The organism is Pseudomonas sp. (assembly GCF_035497915.1).
Taxonomy (GTDB): Bacteria; Pseudomonadota; Gammaproteobacteria; order Pseudomonadales; family Pseudomonadaceae; genus Serpens.
The window spans coordinates 147,639-163,693 of sequence record NZ_DATJCS010000036.1 but is presented as its reverse complement, the minus strand read 5'-3'; the positions used below and the strand labels follow the sequence as shown (position 1 = coordinate 163,693).

The window sequence follows — 16,055 nt, the reverse complement described above, 5'->3', positions numbered from 1 at the left end:
CGATACCGGTGCGCCGTATTCGATTCCGCCGGCCGGCGTAAAGCCGGCCCGACAAGGAAGCGGGTGCTTCGCCCAAGCCTGTAGGGCCGGACCTACCCGGCCAGCTTTATGCCGGCCGACTGGGGTGGGAACGGTACCAATGCGCCGTATTCGACTCTGCCGCCGGCCCTACAAAGGCCCCGCGCCTTACGCCCCGCCTTCCAGCCAGACGTCGCGCGCCCAGTGCCACACCGACTCCCAGGTCTCGTCGTCCAGCTCGCCGGTGTCCTCGCGCCACAGGAACACCTCGCCCTCCGGGTCGACCGCGTAGTAGTCGCGGCCGACCTGGCACAGCGGCACCAGGTAGCGCGGCATGCCGGCGTCCCAGGCATTGGCGGCGACTTCCGGCAGGTAGGTGTGAGACTGCGGATCGCTGGCGGTCACCGGCTCCAGGCGGCCGTAGACCACATCGCTGACCTTCAGCAGGAACTCGCGCAGCTCGAAGGGCAGGTGGATGAGGATCTGTTCCTGGATTTCCACCAGGGTCTCCTCCTCCGGCAGTTCCAGCGGCACCGGCACCGGTTCGTTGAGTTCACGCAGCTGATCGATGACGTCTTCCATCGACGGGACTCCTGTGGGAAATGCGCGCTTTATAGCGCAGCCCGAACACCGCGCAAAAGAAAAACCCGGGACAAGCCCGGGTCTTCCTTCTGCCCAATCGTTCAACCGTTCTGGCGGATACCGGCCAGCAGCCAGGGCTGGTTCTCGCCCTGCTCGCGCTCCATGCGCCAGCTTTCGCTGAACACTTCGCCCTGGTCGAAGCGCGAGGTCTTGCTCACGCCAGTGAAGGTCAGGGTGGCCACGGTCTTGTCCGCGTTGTCGTCCACGCCATCGAGCACCACGTTCAGGTTGTCGATGTAGGTGGACTGGAAGCCATCGCCCAGCGACTGACGCTCCTGGGTCAGGAACTCCAGGATCTGCGGGGTGACGAACTCGGCGATCTTGTCCATCTCGGCGGCATCCCAGTGCTGCTGCAGCTCCAGGAAGTGGCCACGGGCCTGCTCGATGAAACGCTGTTCGTTGAACCAGGCCGGCGCGTTGATCACCGGCGCGGCGGACGCCGTGGCGCCGAGGGCCTGCCCGAAGATGTTGGTGCCCTGGGCTTCGCGCTGCATGACCGGCGGCGCGCCGGCGGTGGCGTACTGCTGCTGGGGCATGGCGGCCTGGGCCTTGCGGCGGCGCGCGGCGATCAGCTTGAAGATCACGAAGGCGATCAGGCCGAAGATCAGCATGTCCATGATCTGCAGGCCCTCGAAGCCGTCACCCATGAACATGGAAGCCAGCAGGCCACCGGCGGCGATGCCGGCCAGCGGGCCGAGCCAGCGGGAAGCGCCACTGGCGGCCGGCGCGGCGGCACCCGGACGCGCGGCCGGAGCCTGGGCCTGCTGGGCCGGAGCGGCCTGACGGGTCTGGTGAGACGGAGCGGAACCAAAGCTCTTCTTGTTACCCAGACGCGCCGCGTCGGCATCCAGGGTGAAGGTCAGGCCCAGGCAGAAGGCCAGGGCAATACTGAGAAAATGCTGCATCAGGGATATCCCAATTGATTGATTCACGCGCGTCATCTTGCCCAGCGGCCGGAGTGAATGCCAGCACAGAGTGTTTCTGGCTGCGTCAGCACAACTAGTGCAGCAGGTAGCGCAGCGGGACGCTATCGAAGCGGCGGCGCAGGTAGCGGCGGGTCTCGGCCAGATCCGGATCGGGCCGTCGCAGCCAGTGGCAGAAGGTGCGCAGGAACAGGCCGCTGAGCAGGCATTCCTGGCCGATACGGTTCAGCCAGACACCCCGCAGCCGCGCGCCGGCTCGCCACCACTGCACCACCCGGCTCAGGCTGTGCAGGCCACCCAGTTGCAGGTGCAGATGCCCCGGCTCCAGCTTGTAGAGCAGCATCTGGCCCGCCAGCGCGTGATAGGGCTCCAGTGCTCTCAGCCAGGCCACCAGCAGCTCCTCCAGCCGCTCGGCTGGCAACAGGGCTGCCAGATCCTCATCGCGGGCACGTGCCAGCATCGCCTGTTCGGCGCGGGCGAACCAGGCGTCGACCAGGGCGTCCTTGTCCGGATAGTGGCGGGCGATGGCGTCCAGGCCGATGCCCAGCGCATCGGCCACCTCATACAGCTGCAGGCGTTCCCAGCCGCGGGCTTCGGCCAGTGACAGGGCGGTATCGAGAATCAGCGCGGCGCTCGTGTCGGACATGGCGATCACCTCGCCGGCAAGTATGGCCGGCACACGGCGAGCGACAGCGCAGCGCGACGGGTGGCCGGTAGCCGCTTTCGTGGGCCACGGCTTTGGTGGGAGCGGACTTGTCCGCGAGCTCTTTCGTGCAGGCCGCGCCCAACAGCTCGCGAATGAATTCGCTCCTACCGGGCGCCGTACCAGCTTGCCGCTAGGTCCCGGTACCGCGCCACCAGGACTGGCTGGCCAGGGCGTCCTGGATCTTCTGTTCCTGGCGCACCAGCTCGCGGTTCCACTCGTCGGCCTTGCCGTCGATGAACTGCTCCAGCGCCTTCTCGCTGCGCATGGCGCGCAGCAGATCGCCCTGCAGGCGCTCCAGGTGCTCCTCGGCGGTGGCCAGTTCGCGGCGCTGCAGATCGATCATCTTGTACAGGTTGGTCTTGTACTGCTGCTGGTTGAGACGGTGCAGCCCGGTTTCCGAACCGCCCACGTACTCGCTCAGGCGGCCCAGGCCGCTGATGTTGTTGCGGTAGCGCTGGCACAGGTTGCGCTGGTACTGCACGCGGCCGAGCATCTGCCGCACGCGCATCTGGCGGATGGCGGCCAGCTTGCCGAGGGTGTTCAGCTGGTCCTTCATCCGCGGCTCCCGAGCAGTTGCTGCAGCGTGCGCACGCTGAACTCGAGGTCGGCGTCCTGGCCGGTTTCCTGGCGCAGGAAACGCTCGATGGCCGGCGCCAGCTGCACGGCGCGGTCGGTCTTGGCGTCGGCGCCCGGGGTGTAGCCACCCAGCGGGATCAGTTCGCGGATCTTCTCGTAGGTGCTGTACAGCTCCTTGAGCAGGCGCGCGGCGTTGCGGTGTTCGGGGCCGGTGACCTGGGCCATGCAGCGGCTCACCGAGGCGCCGATGTCGATGGCCGGGTAGTGGCCGACCTCGGCCAGCTTGCGCGACAACACGATGTGGCCGTCGAGAATCGCCCGGGCGCAGTCAACGATCGGATCCTGATGGTCGTCGCCCTCGGCCAGCACCGTGTACAGCGCGCTCAGGCTGCCGGTCGGACTGGCGCCATTGCCGGCGCTTTCCACCAGCTCCGGCAGCATGCCGAACACCGACGGCGGATAGCCCTTGGTGGCCGGCGGCTCGCCCAGCGCCAGGGCGATCTCGCGCTGGGCCATGGCGTAGCGGGTCAGCGAATCCATCAGCAGCAGCACGTCCTGGCCGCGGTCGCGGAAGTACGCGGCGATGCTGTGGCATAGGTCGGCGGCCTTCAGGCGCATCAGCGGCGACTCGTTGGCCGGGGCCACCACCACCACCGCCTTGCGCAGACCCTCCGGGCCGAGGGAATGCAGGATGAACTCCTGCACTTCACGGCCGCGCTCGCCGATCAGGCCAACCACCACCACGTCGGCCTTGGTCTGCCGGGTGATCATGCCCAGCAGCACGCTCTTGCCCACGCCGCTGCCGGCGAACAGGCCGACCCGCTGGCCCTTGCCGAGGGTGAGCATCGAGTTGATGGCGCGCACGCCGACGTCCAGCGGCTCTTCCACGGGACGGCGGCGCAGCGGGTTGACTGGCGGCGGCAGCGGCGGCAGCAGGTCGTGGCCGGTCAGCTTGCCCTGGTCGTCCAGCGGCTCGCCGAGGCCGTTGACCACCCGGCCGAGCCAGGAGTCGTCGATGCGCAGGCGTGCTTCCTCGCGGATCGGGAAGATGCGCGCGCCGGTGGCCAGGCCCAGCGGCTTTTTGAACGGCATCAGGTAGGTGATTTCGCGGTTGAAGCCCACCACCTGGGCTTCCAGCAGGCTGCCGTCGGTCTGTTCCACGTAGCAGCGCTGGCCGGTCGGCTGGTGACAGCCGAGCCCTTCCAGGATCAGCCCGGACACCCGCACCAGGCGTCCGCTGACCTTGGCCAGCTGGACGCTGTCGAGGGATTTCAGGGCCTCGTCGAGGGCGTCACTGTCCAGCAGCATGGCCGATTACTCCTCGACCTTGAGGTGCCCGGCCAGGGTATCCATGCAGGCGTCCAGACGCTGCTGGCAACCGATGTCGGCTTCCGCCTCGGAGGTGACCACGCGGCATTCGCCGTGGGCCAGACGGTCGTCGGGCACCAGCTTCCAGCGCCGCGCGCGCTCCGGGTCGATGTCGCGGATGCGTGCGCATTCCTCGGGGTTGAGGTGGATCTGCACGTCCTCGTGATTGCCGGGCAGGGTGTTGAGCACTTCCTCGGCCAGGGTCAGCAGCTGTGCCGGATTCAGCGTCAGCTCGACGCGGATCACCTGGCGGGCCACCTTGGCGACCATTTCCAGCAACTGCTCGCGGCGGCCGCGCTCGTATTCGCCCACCGCCGCGCGGAACGATTCCATCATGCGGTCCAGCGGCGCGCTGGCCTGCTCGAAGACACGTCGGCCCTGCAGACGACCGTCTTCCAGGCCCTTGGCCAGACCTTCCTCCAGCCCACGCTGGTAGCCTTCGGAGCGGCCGGCTTCCACACCCTCCTCGCGGCCTTCCTGAAAGCCGCGTTCCTGGCCTTCCTGATAGCCCTCGGCCAGGGCGCGCTGCAGCGCGGCCGGATCGGTGGTCAGGGTTTCCTGACTGTCACCGGCCACCACGCTGCGATGGCGCGGCGGGAAACGGTAGACGCGCCACCCACGGGCATCGCCTCTGATCACTCGTACCGTCATGCGCTCACCTGTCACTCGACCGTCTGTTCACGGAACAGCTGAATCTGGATTTCGCCGTCGGCCGCCATTTCGCGGACGATGGACATGATGTCCTTGCGCACCTGCTCGACGCGGCTGATGGGCACCGGGCCCTGGCGACGCTTGATGTTTTCCATCTGCTGCGCCTGGCGGCGCGGCATGGCGCCCAGCACGGCCTTGACCAGCTCGGCTTCGGCACCCTTGAGCGCGACCACCCACTCTTCCAGCGGCACGGCCTCGATGAGCGCCTGCAGCACTTCCTGGCTCTGACGGGCGAGGATGAAGAAGTCGTACATCTGGTCTTCGATGCGGTCGACCAGCGACTCGTCGTGGCTGCGCAGCAGCTCGAACATCTGCATGCGGTCGCCCTTGAAGCGGTTGAGGATGTCCGCCACCTGCTTCAGGCCGCGCACCTGCGAGCCCTGGGCGGACAGCACGCTGAGGCTGCGGCCGATCAGCTGTTCCAGCTCGGCGATCACGTCGCCGCTGATCTCGTTCAGGTTGGCGATACGGTAGAGCAGGTCATCCTGCTGCTCGATCGGCAGGCATTCGAGCACCTCGGTGGCCTGACCCGGCGGCAGGAAGGCGATGAACACCGCCTGCATCTGCGCGTGCTCGGTGGCGATCAGCGTGGCCAGCTGGCGCGGGTCGAGCCATTCGAGCCGGGACATCTTGGCGCGGATTTCCTCGCCATAGATGCTGTCCAGCAGGGTGCGGGTAATCTCGCCGCCCAGCGCCTTGGCCAGCATGCCATCCAGGTAGCTGCGGCTGGCGCCCTTGATGCTGCTCTGCTCCTTGTAGTCCTCGAAGAAGCGCCCGATCACCTCGGTGACCTGGTTCAGCTTGATGTTGGACAGGCGCGCCATGGCCTGGCTGACGGCAATGATCTCCTCGCGGGAGAAGTGCTTGAGCACGCCGGCGGCGGCCTCGTCGTCCATGCTCAGCATGAGGATGGCGGCCTGCTCGATCGGGCTGGGCAGGGTGTTCGTGGTGACTACCCGGCTGACCGGCTCGGTCGAGTTGGTGGTGTCGCTGCTTTGGGTACTCATGCTTTCTTCTCGTTGCGGCCGATCCAGTGCTTGAGCACCTCGGAGACCCGTTCGGGCTCATTGAGGGCAAGCATCTGCAGGTGTTCGATCTGATGCTCCAGGCCCGAACCGGGCGCCGGCAGGCGGATCTCGGCCAGCGGGTTGAGTTCGCTGAAGATCTTCGGCAGGGCGGGTGTCGGCAGTTCGGGGGCGACCGGCGCCAGCAGGTGCGAATCGTCGCCGGCGATGGCCGTCTGGGCACTGGCGGCCAGGGCCGCGGCGGCCGCCGCCTCCTCGTCCTTGCGCGGGTTGAGGGCGCGGATCGCCGGACGCACGCCGAACAGCAGGATCAGCAGGCTGACCAGCCCGGCCAGACCCAGCTTGCCCCACTCCAGAACCTTGTCGTCCTGCCACCAGGCCAGGTCCGGCTCGACCAGGGTCATCGGCGCGAAGGGCAGGGTGCTCAGGGCCAGCAGGTCGCCGCGCTCGGCGTTGAAGCCGGCGGCGGTGCGCACCATGGTTTCCAGTTGGGCCAGCACGCCCTCGGGCCAGCCGCCCTCGGGCGCCACGTCGGCATTGATCACCACCGCCACGCTCTGCTGACGCAGGCGGAAGGCCGGGTGCTTGATGTGGGTGATGGTCTGGTCGTAGTCGTGGCGACGGTTGCTTTCCATCCGGGTGGAGGTGGCGGCGCGGTTCTCCGCATCGCCGTCGGCATTCGGGGCATTGGCGATCGGCCGGTTGGTCAGCGAACCGGGCACGCCGAGGGCCAGCTGGTCCAGGGTTCGCTCGTCACGCAGCACCTCGCTGCGCAGGCGCGGCGTTTCGCCGTAGACCTGCTGGGTTTCCTCGCGCTGGCTGAAGTCGATGTCGGCGGCCACGCTCACGCGGTAGTTGCCCAGGCCCAGCACCGGGGCCAGCACCTGCTCGATGTTGCTGGCAACCTTCTTCTGGTACTCCTCGTTGGCCTTCCACTGCTGGGTCGGGCCGGTGCCGCCGGCCGCCAGGGCGCGGGTCAGCAGCACGCCATACTGATCGACCACGTGCACGTCTTCGGGCTTGAGGTTGGGCAGGCTGCCGGCCACCAGGTTGGCGATGGCGGTGACCTGGTCGGGCTCCATGCTGTAGCCCGGATCGAGCTGCACCATCACCGAGGCCTTGGCCGGGGCGCGCTTGCCGACCACGAAGGAATGGCTTTCCTCCTGGGCCAGATGCACGCGCGCACTGTTCACACCGCGCAGGGTCATGATGGTCTGCGCCAGCTCGCCTTCCAGGCTGCGCTTGAAGCGCACGTTCTGCACGAACTGGCTGGTGCCCAGCGGCTCTTCCTTGTCGAACAGCTCGTAGCCGGCCGGGCGGCTGACCTTGACGCCCTTGGAGGCCATCAGCATGCGCGCGCGGGCCAGGTCCGACTCGGCGACCAGCACCTGGCCGTTGACCGGGTGCACCCGGTAGCGCACGCCTTCGGCGTCCAGCACCTGCATGACCTCGGAGGCCTGATAGGTTTCGCCGCTGCCATACAGCGGGCGCAGCGTTTCGCTGTCACGCCACAGGTAGAAGACCACCAGCAGCGCCAGGATCGCGGCCACGGCGGCCAGGCTGGCCAGGAACCAGCGGGGGTCGAGCTTCAGGCCCCGCTCGCGGAATGTATTCAGTAGGTTTTGCAGCACGGGTCGGCTCTCGTGACGCTTACAGCGGCGTCTTCAGGATCTCGTCGAAGGCGGAGGACAGCTTGTTGCGTACCTGCAACAACGCCGAGAAGGACACGCTGGCCTTCTGGCTGTCGACCATGGCGCCCACCAGGTCGTCGCTCTCGCCCATTTCCACGGCGCGCTGGGCGGCGCTGGCGCGGTGCTGATCGGCGTCCACCGCGCGGATCAGTTGTTCGAAGGACACGCCGAAACTGCCCGGCTGTGCCTCTTCCGCACGCAGCGCCTCGCGCACCGCGCCGCCCTGGGCGACGCTGGTGAACTGCTGCATGCGCGTGAGCATGTCCATGCGCACCTGTGTGATTGAATCCATGCCCGTCTCCCGCCGGTCAAAAATTGATCTGCATGCCCTGCTCGCGCATGGCGTTGAGGCGATACCGCAGGGCGCGCGGGGTCATGCCCAGGCTCTGTGCGGCCTTGGCCTTGTGCCCGTCGAAACGCCGAATGGTGTCCAGCACATGTTGGTATTCGGCCAGTTTGCCGCTGGCTTTAAGCGCAGCCCGCCCGCCGGTGCCTTCCTGAGGCGCGCCGACCAGGCTGACTGTCGCCGGCTCGGGGGCCGCCAGACCCAGGTCGATCGGCTGGATGAACAGGCCGTTGCGCAGCACCAGGGCGCGCTGCAGGGTGTTCTCCAGCTCGCGCACGTTGCCCGGCCAGGCATGCTGCAGCAACGCCTGGCAGGCGCTTTCGGTGAGCAACTGGTCGGGGTCTTCGTGGGGGGCGCAGCGCCGGATGAAGCTGCGCGCCAGCGGCAGGATGTCCTCGCGGCGTTCGCGCAGCGGCGGAATGTGCAGCGGCAGCACGTCCAGGCGATAGAGCAGGTCTTCACGGAAGCGGCCCTGGGCCACTTCCTCGCGCAGGTCGCGGTTGGTGGCGGCGATGATGCGCACATCCAGTTCGATCTCGCGGCGCCCGCCCAGGCGCTCCACCCGGCGTTCCTGCAACACGCGCAGCAACTTGGCCTGCAGGCCGAGCGGCAGCTCGCCGATCTCGTCGAGCAGCAGGGTGCCGCCGTTGGCCAGTTCGAACTTGCCCGCCTGGCTGTTCACCGCGCCGGTGAAAGCACCGCGCTCGTGGCCGAACAACAGGGATTCGAGCATCGCCTCGGGGATCGCCGCGCAGTTCACCGCGACGAAGGGCGCCTCGGCGGACGCGCCGAAGCCGTGGATGTAGCGGGCCATCAGCTCCTTGCCGGTGCCGGTTTCGCCGCTGATCAGCACCGGCATGCGGGTCAGCGCCACGCGCTGGGCCATGGCCAGCAGGCGCCGGCCGGCGGCCGACTGGCTGATCAGGCCCTCGCGGGCCAGTCCGGCCTGGGCATGGCGCTGCAGCAGGGCGCCAACCTGGGTGGCGCTGAACGGCGCCAGCAGATAGTCGATGCAGCCCAGCTCGAGCAGGCGCGCCGCCACCGCCTGGTCGGCGTACTCGACGATGGGCACCACATGCAGGCGCTGGCAGCCGACCAGCGGCAGCAGCTGCAGCTCGAGCGTGGAAATTTCCAGATCGCGGACGAAGAGAAAGAGGATGTCCAGCCGGGCCTGGCGCACCAGGGCGGGCGCCGGCGGCTCGGCGAAATGCTCAACGGCGCAGCCGGCCACCTGCAACTGCTGCAGCAGCAATGCATAGCTGTGATTGTCCCGACTGCCGACCACGCCGATCGCCGGCGAAGTTAATTCAGCGGCTGCTGGTCGCTCATTGAAGTTATGCATATACCAATCCAGGCAAGTCACGTTTCAGGAACGTACAACGACTACCATCCTTTCCGCGCCATTAGACCAACGGCCAAGTCGGGATTGCCGCGGCGGCAGCTTGTGCACAAGTATCTGGCAGGGCATGGCTGCATTTTGCGCAGCGAGTGTGGCACGCTAGCAGCCAGTCGCCACTGTGCACAGTACCGGACACGATTAATACCCTCAGCCGCCATCAAAATCAATGAAACCGGGGCTTTTGATCTTTTTTGATTTAAGGTTTCGCCCCCCCTGCCGATAGGGTTGCGGAATGGGGTAGGCGCGCCTGACGAGACGGCGCAGCCAGTGGGCCGGCGGCAGCCGTCGGGACCCGAATCCGATGGACAGCAAGACCCGACCACGGATCGCTTACTTATATTCAGGATGTACCTCACCATGACTGGCAACCCGAAAGTGCTCCATGATGTGCCGGCGGACAAACTGCTCCGCCTGAAGACGCACAAGCTGGGCCGGCATTATCACAAGGTGCCGATTTTCATTAAGGAAAGTTCCAGCAAACATCCGCGCATCATTGCCGACTATTTTCTGCGCAACTTTCGCATCACCCTGGAACTGATCCAGGTCAATGTTCATGAAGATTGTCCGCGCGAGCCCGCGCTGCGGTTGTGCAGCCCGCTGGGCCGTATCGGCTTTTCCATCGATCGCGCCCTGCTGGCCGAAGTTCTCGAAAGTTATTACGGCGGTACCGCGCTGACCGGCGAACTGCCGCCGCCGAACACCTCCGAGCAGCGCCTGGGCGAGCGCCTGGGCAAGGAAGTGGCCGACCTGTTCGGTCGCATGCTGCTGGGCGGCAAGTCCATCGGCGCGCTGGAGCGCTACGAGAACGCCTACGAGGAAGTGCACTGGGAGTACGTTGCGGAGTTCCGCTACCAGGCCCCGAGCGGCCTGCAGGGATCGCTGTTCCTGTTCCTCGATCCCGACGTGGTCGATGAGCTGACCAGCCAGGTGAACGATCGACCCGCGCCTCGCCAGGCCTGCGACCCGGTGGCGCAGATCAAGCAGCTGCCGCTGCACCTGGACTGCGTTCTGGCATCGCTGCAGATGAGCCTGGCCGATGTGCTGGCCCTGCGCCCCGGCGACATCCTCATGACCCGCCTGCGCGAGCCGGTCGAGGTCTGCATCAATCAGCACCCGCTGTTCCGCGGCAGCATCTTCGAGGAAAGCGGCAGCCTGTTTCTAACCTCTCTGGAAAGTGTGAAGAACCCATGACCGGACATCTGTCGAACAGCGACCTGGACACCCTGATCAGCGATGGCGAGCTGAGCCTCAACGATCCCGAGCCGCTTGCCGCCCTTCCCGAACCGTCCGAGCCGCAGCGCCTGCCGCAACAGGACCTGAGCTTCTTCGGCAAGATTCCGGTGCATGTCACCCTGGAAGTCGGCTCGAGCGAAGTCACCCTGCAGGACCTGATGTCCGTTGACGTGAGCAGTGTGATCGCCCTCGACAAGCTGGCCGGCGAACCGCTGGACGTGAAGGTCAACGGCGCGCCCTTCGCCAAGGCCGAGGTGGTGGTGCTCAACGGCAACTACGGGTTGCGCATCGTCGAACTGAACAGCAACGGTCTTTCCGGTCTGAAGCCATGATGGCGCGCCTGCTGGCCGTGGCCGGCGTCCTGGTCATCGCGCTGCTGCTGCCGTTTCCGGCGTTTGCCCAGGAAGCCGGCGGCGGCGAGATCGCGCTGTTCAACCTGAACGACACGGAAAACGGCCAGACGCTCAGCGTCAAGCTGCAGATCCTGGTGCTGATGACCCTGCTGGGTCTGGTGCCGGCGATGCTGATGCTGATGACCTGCTTCACGCGCTTCATCATCGTGCTGGCCATCCTGCGCCAGGCCATGGGCCTGCAGTCCAGCCCGCCGAACAACGTGCTGGTCGGCATCGCCCTGGCGCTGACCCTGCTGGTGATGCGCCCGGTCTGGCAGGAAATCCATACCGAGGCCTACGAGCCGTTCCAGAACGACCAGATCAGCTTCGAGCAGGGCCTGGGCGAGGCCAAGCAGAGCATCAGCCGCTTCATGCTGGCGCAGACCAACGAGACCGCGCTGGCCACCATTCTCGACCTGGCCGGCGAGGAGCAGCCCGCGGACATCGCCACCCTGGACTTCACCCTGCTGCTGCCGGCATTCGTGCTCAGCGAGCTGAAGACCGCCTTCCAGCTCGGTTTCATGATCTTCGTGCCATTCCTGGTCATCGACCTGGTGGTGGCCAGTGTGCTGATGGCCATGGGCATGATGATGCTCTCGCCGATGATGATCTCGCTGCCCTTCAAGCTGATGGTCTTCGTGCTGGTGGATGGCTGGACGCTGCTGGTCGGCACCCTGGCCACCAGTCTGCAGCCCCTATAGAGGTAGCCCGTCGTGCTCACTCCGGAAATCGCCGTCGACCTGATCAGCCACGCCGTGCAGATCACTGCGCTGATCGTCTGCGTGCTGGTGATTCCGAGCCTGCTCGGCGGCCTGCTGGTGGCGATCTTCCAGGCCGCCACACAGATCAACGAACAGATGCTCAGCTTCCTGCCGCGCCTGCTGATCACCCTGGGCATGCTGGTGGTGGCCGGCCACTGGATCCTCGGCACGCTGATGGACCTGTTCATCCAGACCTTCCGCCAGGCGGGCGGCCTGGTCGGTTGAGGCAATGAATTCCGGTCAGGCGCTGTTCGATGCCAGCCAGTGGCTGCTGGCCCTGCAACTGTTCTGGTGGCCGTTCGTGCGCATCATGGCGGCGTTGAGCATTGCCCCGGTGTTCGGCCAGCGCTCCCTCCCGGTGCGCGCGCGCCTGCTGCTGGCGGTGGTACTGACCGTGGCGCTGCTGCCCGCCCTGCCGCCCTCGCCGGAGATCGACGTGCTGTCACCGGCCGGCGCGCTGGCCACCGTCGAGCAGATCCTCTTCGGCGTGCTGCTGGGCCTGATGCTGCAGCTGGCCTTCGCGGTGTTCAGCATCACCGGCGAACTCATCTCCACGCAGATGGGCATGGGCATGGCGCGCTACAACGACCCGGTGAACGGCATTTCCTCCACCTCGATCCTCTATCAGGTGTTCTTCATCCTGCTGGTACTGGTGTTCCTGGCGCTGGACGGCCATCTGCTGGTGATCAGCATCCTGCACAAGAGCTTCACCCTCTGGCCGGTGGGCAGCGGCATCCACTACTTCGGCTTCCAGGCCTTCGTGCATGCCATGGCCTGGGTGCTGGCCGCCGCGCTGCTGATCGCCCTGCCGGCGGTGTTCTGCCTGTTTCTGGTGCAGTTCTGCTTCGGCCTGCTCAACCGCATCTCGCCGGCCATGAACCTGTTCTCGCTGGGCTTCCCGCTGGCCATCCTGGTCGGCCTGCTGTGCCTGAAGCTGCTGGTGCCCTACCTGCCGGAAAACTACCTGAACCTCAGTCGCCAGCTGCTGGACAACCTGGCCATCCTGCTGCCGGGAGGCCTCGATGGCTGAGAACCAGTCCAGTCAGGAGAAGACAGAACAGGCGACACCCCAGAAGCTGCAGAAGGCCAAGGAGGAAGGGCAGATCACCCGCTCGCGCGACCTGGCGACCATGGTCTCGCTGCTGGCCACCCTGCTGCTGCTGCGGATCTTCTTCGACTACATGCTCGACGGCTTCGCCCAGATCTTTACCGGCTCGTACATCAACTTCGCGCGCAGCGAGCTGACCCCCAATGACGTCACCCAGGTACTGCTCAACGGCATCCTGACCTTCATCCTCATCCTGCTGCCGCTGCTGATCGCGCCGCTGGTGGTGATCCCCTTCGGCCTGATCCCCAGCGGCTGGATGTTCGCCAGCAAGAACTTCCATCCGAAGCTGGAGAAGCTCAACCCGCTGACCGGCCTCAAGCGCATCGTCTCGATGCAGAACCTCACGGATTTCCTCAAATCCTTCCTCAAGGTGCTGATCCTGATCGCCATGGGCTGGATCCAGATGGTCTACACCCTGCCGCGCCTGATCGCCCTGCAGAAATCCGACCTGGCCACCGCCCTGGGCAGCGCCTTTTCCCTGACCTTCGACATGCTGATCATGATGATGGCGGTGTTCGTGGTGTTCGCCGTGATCGACGTGCCGCTGCAGCGCTTCCTGTTCATGAAGAAGATGCGCATGACCAAGCAGGAGGTGAAGGAGGAATACAAGAACCGCGAGGGCAAGCCGGAGGTGAAGGCCAGGATCAAGCGCCTGCAGCGCCAGCTGGCCCAGCGCCAGATCAGCAAGGTGCTCAAGGACGCGGACGTGGTGATCACCAACCCGCTGCACTTCGCCGTCGCCCTCAAGTACGACCTCAAGAAGGCCCAGGCCCCCTACGTGATTGCCAAGGGGCATGACGAAACCGCGCAGTTCATTCGCGAGAAGGCCATGGACCTCGCCATCGAGGTGGTGCCCATGCCGCCCCTGGCCCGCGCCGTGTACTTCACCACCCAGGTCAACCAGCAGATTCCGAGCGCCCTTTATCAGGCGGTGGCCCACGTACTGACCTACGTCCTGCAGCTCAAGGCCTACCGGCGCGGCAACCGCCGCGTCGAGCCCGTGCTGCCCAAGGAACTGCCCATTCCCTCTTCACTTGCCAACCGAGCGTCAACATGAGCCCAATGCAGCAATTCTCCGCCACCTTGCGCAACGGCAAGATCGGCATCCCCGTGGTGGTGCTGTCCATCCTGGCGATGATCATCCTGCCCCTGCCGCCGCTGGTGCTGGACATTCTGTTCACCTTCAACATCGGCATGTCGATCCTCGTGCTGCTGGTCTGCGTCTCGACCCGCACGCCGCTGGACTTCTCGCTGCTGCCGACGGTGATCCTGGTCACCACGCTGCTGCGCCTGACGCTCAACGTCGCCTCCACGCGGATCGTGCTGCTCGAAGGCCACACCGGCACCGACGCGGCGGGCAAGGTGATCGAGGCGTTCGGCGAGGTGGTGATCGGCGGCAACTTCATCGTCGGCATCATCGTCTTCGTCATCCTCACCATCGTGAACTTCCTGGTGATCACCAAGGGTGGCGAGCGCATCGCCGAAGTGACCGCGCGCTTCACCCTGGACGCGCTGCCCGGCAAGCAGATGGCCATCGACGCCGATCTCAACGCCGGCCTGATCAACGCCGACGACGCGCGCAAGCGCCGCGCCGACGTGGCCAAGGAATCCGACTTCTACGGGGCCATGGATGGCGCCGCCAAGTTCGTGCGCGGCGACGCCATCGCCGGCATCCTGATCCTGCTGATCAACCTGATCGGCGGCTTCGCCATCGGCATGCTGGTCCACGACCTGTCCGCCGCCGAATCCTGGCGCCTGTTCGCGCTGCTGAGTATCGGTGACGGCCTGGCCGCGCAGATTCCGGCGCTGCTGCTGTCCACCGCCGCGGCGATCATCATCACCCGCACCAACGAGTCGTCGGAAATCACCGGCCTGGTGCGCAAGCAGATGCTCGCCCAGCCGTCGACGCTCTACACCGTGGCCGGCGTGATCGCCGTGATCGCGCTGGTGCCGGGCATGCCGCACCTGGCGTTCCTCAGCTTTGCCGCGCTGATCGCCTTCGTCGGCTGGCGGGTCGCCCGCTTCGCCCCGGTGGACGAGGCCGAAAGCCTGGAGAAGATCACCGCGCTGAGCCGTGACCTGCGCCAGGACAAGCCGCAGCCGCTGGCCTGGGAAGACATCCCGCTGGTCGAGCGGCTGTCGGTATCGCTGGGCTACAAGCTGGTCGGCCTGGTCAACGACGCCGGTGGCTCGCCCCTGCCGCTGCGCATTCGCGGCGTGCGCCAGACGCTGTCCGAACAGCTCGGCTTCCTGCTGCCGGAAGTACACATCCGCGACAGCCTGCGCCTGAAGGCCTCGCAGTACGCCATCTACATCAACGGCGAGCGCATCGACGGCGCTGAGCTGTATCCGGACCGCCTGATGGCCATTCCCTCGGCCAAGCTGTACGGCGAGATCGACGGCATCCTCGGCACCGATCCGGCCTACCGCATGCAGGTGGTGTGGATCGAGCCGGCGCTGAAGAGCAAGGCGCTCAACCTCGGCTACCAGGTGATCGACTGCTCCAGCGTGGTGGCCACCCACCTGAACAAGATCATCCGCGAGAACCTGGCGGAAATCTTCAAGCACGACGATGTCGACCACCTGATGCAGCGCCTGGCCGTGCTCGCCCCCAAGCTGGCCGACAGCCTGAAGACCGCGCTCAGCTACACCCAGCAGCACCGCGTGTACCGCCAGTTGCTGCAGGAGGAAGTGCCGCTGCGCGACATGGTGACCATCGCCACCACCCTGCTGGAAGGCAGCGAAAGCACCAAAGACCCGATCCTGCTGGCCTCGGACGTGCGCTTCGCCCTGCGTCGCACGCTGATCAACGGCATCGCCGGCGAGCGCAGCGAGCTGGGCGTATTCGTGCTGGAGAACGCCCTGGAAAACACCCTGATGGGCGCGCTGGGCATTGCCCAGCAGCAGGGCACGGTGAGCCTGGACAACATCCCGGTCGACCCGGCGTTGCTCAACCAGCTGCAGACCAGCATGCCGGTGGTCAAGGAACGCCTGCGCAAGGATGGCCACCCGCCGATCCTGGTGGTCATGCCGCAACTGCGCCCGCTGCTGGCCCGCTACGCCCGGGTGTTCAGCCCGGGGCTGCACGTGCTGTCGCAGAACGAGATACCGGAGAAGGTGGCGATCAATATCGTCGGGACGCTGGGCTGAGCCTGG

17 protein-coding genes are annotated in these 16,055 nt (G+C 66.2%); 7 read left to right on the top strand and 10 right to left on the bottom strand.

Features of this window, described 5'->3' with window-relative positions; all coding sequences use genetic code 11:
• Positions 1-186: 186 nt before the first annotated feature.
• The 10 genes from VL129_RS11020 to VL129_RS10975 all read right to left on the bottom strand — a co-directional run bounded on the left by VL129_RS11020 (position 187) and on the right by VL129_RS10975 (position 9,348).
• Positions 187-600 (bottom strand): SMI1/KNR4 family protein, encoded by a 414-nt coding sequence (locus tag VL129_RS11020; protein ID WP_325412864.1) that lies wholly within the window; start codon positions 598-600, stop codon positions 187-189.
• A gap of 101 nt (positions 601-701) precedes the next feature.
• Positions 702-1,565, bottom strand: a complete 864-nt coding sequence (locus VL129_RS11015; RefSeq protein WP_325412863.1) for a Tim44 domain-containing protein — start codon at positions 1,563-1,565, stop codon at positions 702-704.
• Between the two features lie 94 nt (positions 1,566-1,659).
• On the bottom strand, positions 1,660-2,229 hold the full coding sequence (locus VL129_RS11010; protein ID WP_325412862.1) for a TetR/AcrR family transcriptional regulator: 570 nt from the start codon (positions 2,227-2,229) through the stop codon (positions 1,660-1,662).
• Between the two features lie 190 nt (positions 2,230-2,419).
• Entirely contained in the window at positions 2,420-2,845 is a 426-nt protein-coding gene (fliJ, locus tag VL129_RS11005) for a flagellar export protein FliJ (RefSeq protein ID WP_325412861.1), read from the bottom strand.
• A complete protein-coding gene (gene fliI, locus VL129_RS11000) occupies positions 2,842-4,173 on the bottom strand; it encodes a flagellar protein export ATPase FliI (RefSeq protein WP_325412860.1) in 1,332 nt (443 codons plus the stop codon). The genes fliJ and fliI overlap by 4 nt, the downstream gene beginning before the upstream one ends.
• 6 nt (positions 4,174-4,179) lie before the next feature.
• Positions 4,180-4,884, bottom strand: a complete 705-nt coding sequence (gene fliH, locus VL129_RS10995; RefSeq protein WP_325412859.1) for a flagellar assembly protein FliH — start codon at positions 4,882-4,884, stop codon at positions 4,180-4,182.
• A gap of 11 nt (positions 4,885-4,895) precedes the next feature.
• A complete protein-coding gene (locus VL129_RS10990; protein ID WP_325412858.1) occupies positions 4,896-5,951 on the bottom strand; it encodes a FliG C-terminal domain-containing protein in 1,056 nt (351 codons plus the stop codon).
• Positions 5,948-7,600, bottom strand: a complete 1,653-nt coding sequence (gene fliF / locus VL129_RS10985; RefSeq protein ID WP_325412857.1) for a flagellar basal-body MS-ring/collar protein FliF — start codon at positions 7,598-7,600, stop codon at positions 5,948-5,950. Before fliF ends, VL129_RS10990 begins: the two co-directional genes overlap by 4 nt.
• Positions 7,601-7,619: 19 nt before the next feature.
• Complete coding sequence (gene fliE / locus VL129_RS10980) at positions 7,620-7,952, bottom strand: flagellar hook-basal body complex protein FliE (RefSeq protein ID WP_325412856.1); 333 nt, start codon at positions 7,950-7,952, stop codon at positions 7,620-7,622.
• A gap of 16 nt (positions 7,953-7,968) precedes the next feature.
• A complete protein-coding gene (locus VL129_RS10975; protein ID WP_325412855.1) occupies positions 7,969-9,348 on the bottom strand; it encodes a sigma-54 dependent transcriptional regulator in 1,380 nt (459 codons plus the stop codon).
• A 414-nt stretch (positions 9,349-9,762) separates the two neighbouring features.
• Here VL129_RS10975 and VL129_RS10970 point away from each other — a divergent pair, with 414 nt between their 5' ends.
• From VL129_RS10970 to VL129_RS10940, 7 genes are read left to right on the top strand one after another with little or no spacing between them, the layout of a single operon-like run.
• Positions 9,763-10,596, top strand: a complete 834-nt coding sequence (locus VL129_RS10970; RefSeq protein WP_325412854.1) for a FliM/FliN family flagellar motor C-terminal domain-containing protein — start codon at positions 9,763-9,765, stop codon at positions 10,594-10,596.
• Entirely contained in the window at positions 10,593-10,970 is a 378-nt protein-coding gene (gene fliN / locus VL129_RS10965; RefSeq protein WP_325412853.1) for a flagellar motor switch protein FliN, read from the top strand. Before VL129_RS10970 ends, fliN begins: the two co-directional genes overlap by 4 nt.
• On the top strand, positions 10,967-11,731 hold the full coding sequence (gene fliP, locus VL129_RS10960) for a flagellar type III secretion system pore protein FliP (protein WP_325412852.1): 765 nt from the start codon (positions 10,967-10,969) through the stop codon (positions 11,729-11,731). The genes fliN and fliP overlap by 4 nt, the downstream gene beginning before the upstream one ends.
• Before the next feature lie 12 nt (positions 11,732-11,743).
• On the top strand, positions 11,744-12,016 hold the full coding sequence (locus VL129_RS10955; protein WP_325412851.1) for a flagellar biosynthetic protein FliQ: 273 nt from the start codon (positions 11,744-11,746) through the stop codon (positions 12,014-12,016).
• A gap of 4 nt (positions 12,017-12,020) precedes the next feature.
• Entirely contained in the window at positions 12,021-12,821 is an 801-nt protein-coding gene (fliR, locus tag VL129_RS10950) for a flagellar biosynthetic protein FliR (RefSeq protein WP_325412850.1), read from the top strand.
• Positions 12,814-13,956 carry a flagellar biosynthesis protein FlhB gene (gene flhB / locus VL129_RS10945; RefSeq protein WP_325412849.1) on the top strand — a complete coding sequence of 381 codons (1,143 nt, stop codon included), beginning with the start codon at positions 12,814-12,816 and terminating at the stop codon, positions 13,954-13,956. Before fliR ends, flhB begins: the two co-directional genes overlap by 8 nt.
• Positions 13,953-16,049: a flagellar biosynthesis protein FlhA gene (locus VL129_RS10940; protein WP_325412848.1), complete on the top strand. Its 2,097-nt coding sequence runs from the start codon at positions 13,953-13,955 to the stop codon at positions 16,047-16,049. The genes flhB and VL129_RS10940 overlap by 4 nt, the downstream gene beginning before the upstream one ends.
• Positions 16,050-16,055 lie beyond the last annotated feature (6 nt).